The sequence below is a fragment of the bacterium genome (genome assembly GCA_021372775.1).
Classification (GTDB): domain Bacteria; phylum Acidobacteriota; class Polarisedimenticolia; order J045; family J045; genus JAJFTU01.
On the sequence record JAJFTU010000478.1, the window covers coordinates 1 to 1,764 of the forward strand.

2 protein-coding genes are annotated in these 1,764 nt (G+C 67.1%); one reads left to right on the forward strand and one right to left on the reverse strand.

What is annotated here, in order from left to right:
* Nucleotides 1-826 (forward strand): hypothetical protein (locus LLG88_16425; protein ID MCE5248494.1); only part of this gene is annotated, 826 nt, incomplete at its 5' end.
* Nucleotides 827-1,206: 380 nt separating this feature from the next.
* On the opposite strand, the gene LLG88_16430 is transcribed toward LLG88_16425, so the two are convergent.
* Nucleotides 1,207-1,764, reverse strand: a 558-nt coding sequence (locus tag LLG88_16430) for a riboflavin biosynthesis protein RibF (protein ID MCE5248495.1), incomplete at its 5' end; no start/stop codon positions are given.

A 1,764-nucleotide genomic window follows, 5' to 3' on the forward strand; every position in this document is an offset into this window, starting at 1 on the left:
GGAGTGCGTGCGCGCCGATCTGAGCAGCGGGCGCGACGTGTCGCTGTTCATCCGGGATCCGGAACCTCCCGGCAGGCTGTGGCGAGCCAAGATCGAGCAGATTGATTTCAACGCGGCGGGACGGGGCGATTCGCTGCCGCGGCCGCGCTCGAGCTTCGCGCCGCCGCAGTTCCCTGGTGTCCAAGACGTGAAGGAACTGATCCCACCGTACTACTTCCTCGATCAATCTCGCGAGAATCTCGGTTTTCACTGCAACTTCTGGTTCTTGGTCTCGTCATGGGAGCCGGTGGAACCGGCCTCCGTGCCGTTCTGTTCCCGAACGAATTCCCACAAGATTGTGTATTCCACCCAAGTGCTCTACCCAGCCGCCATCATGTACGACCCCGCTGGAGTGCACCGACTCGCCGCGGACGACGCGGCTGGATCGGACGTTTTCCCGGCATTGGGGCCTGAGCTGCGCCGCACGATCGAAACGGTTTTCGCGGCGTTCAGCACAGTTCGGTTCACGCCGGCGGCGATTCGCGAGTTCGCCGGTGGGCCGGACGATTTCAAGAAGCAGGCCGTGAAGAGGCTGTTGAAAGTCGAGATGAGCGAGGCCTCTCAAGAAGTCTTGAAGGTCATCTCCTCGCCGGTTGTCTCCGCGAGTGACCTGCGCGAGTTCAAGCTGACCGGCAACGGCGGGGGCGGACGCCTCGCCGCCGGTCTGTTGGGGAGAAAGCTGGTCGTCGTCGGGATGGACTCGCAGCACAGGTCGCCCACGGCGTTTTGGAACGAAATGGCACGGCGCTGGTCGGATGAGAAAGACCGAGACTCTGCGTCGAAGTAGCCGCTGCCGTGCCCTGCAGCGGGACCGTGCCTGACCGAACGCCGGACGTGGACAATGTCATGCCGGCGCGCCGCTCGCTTCAGCTTGCAGCGAGAGGCGAGGGGCAGGTCAATCTTCCGCGGGCGGAGTCGGAGGAATGGCGGGGCGCGCCGCAGGATGGACGTGCGGGGGCTTTTCGGGAGCTTCAGAGGCCGGCTTCGGACGGCGTGCGAGCTTGCTTGAGACTTCAATGCCGGAGTTGTCTTCGGAGCGGCTCGATTTGTATTCGCGCGGGGAGACGCCGAATCGTCTGGTGGGGCAGCAGGACCAACGGGATGCGCATCGCGCGGCCGCCGAGCCGGACTCTGGTGCGGGACGGAGAGCGTCTCTCTGGACCCGCGCTACCCCCGCTTCCCCCGCCACGCCTCGAACGCCTCGATGTCCCGCTGGATCTGCGCGAGCAGGGCCTCGGGGGAGTCGAACTTGCGTTCGTCGCGGTGGCGGGATTGGAAGTCGAGCTCGACGCGGGCGCCGTAGAGGTCGCCTTTGAAGCCGGGAAGGAAGGTTTCGACGACGAGGCGGTGGTCGCCGAAGGTGGGGCGGACGCCGATGTTGGTGAGGCCGGGGACGTGCAGGTCGCCGAGGCGGGTGAGGGTGAAGTAGACGCCGCGCGCGGGGAGGAGCTCGTTCTCGGGGGCGAGGTTGGCGGTGGGGACGAGGACGGCGCCGCCGCGGCCTTCGCCGTGAACGATCGTGCCGGCGAGGGCGATGGGGCGGCCGAGCATTTGCGCGGCTTCCTCGACGCGGCCGGCGCCGATCGACTCGCGGATGCGCGAGGTGGAGATGCGCTCGTCGTCGTGCATCACGGGCGGGACTTCGTGCGCGGTGAAGCCGAGCGCGGCGCCGAGCTTGTTGAGCAGCGGGACGTCGCCGGCGCGGCCGCGCCCGAAGCGGAAGTC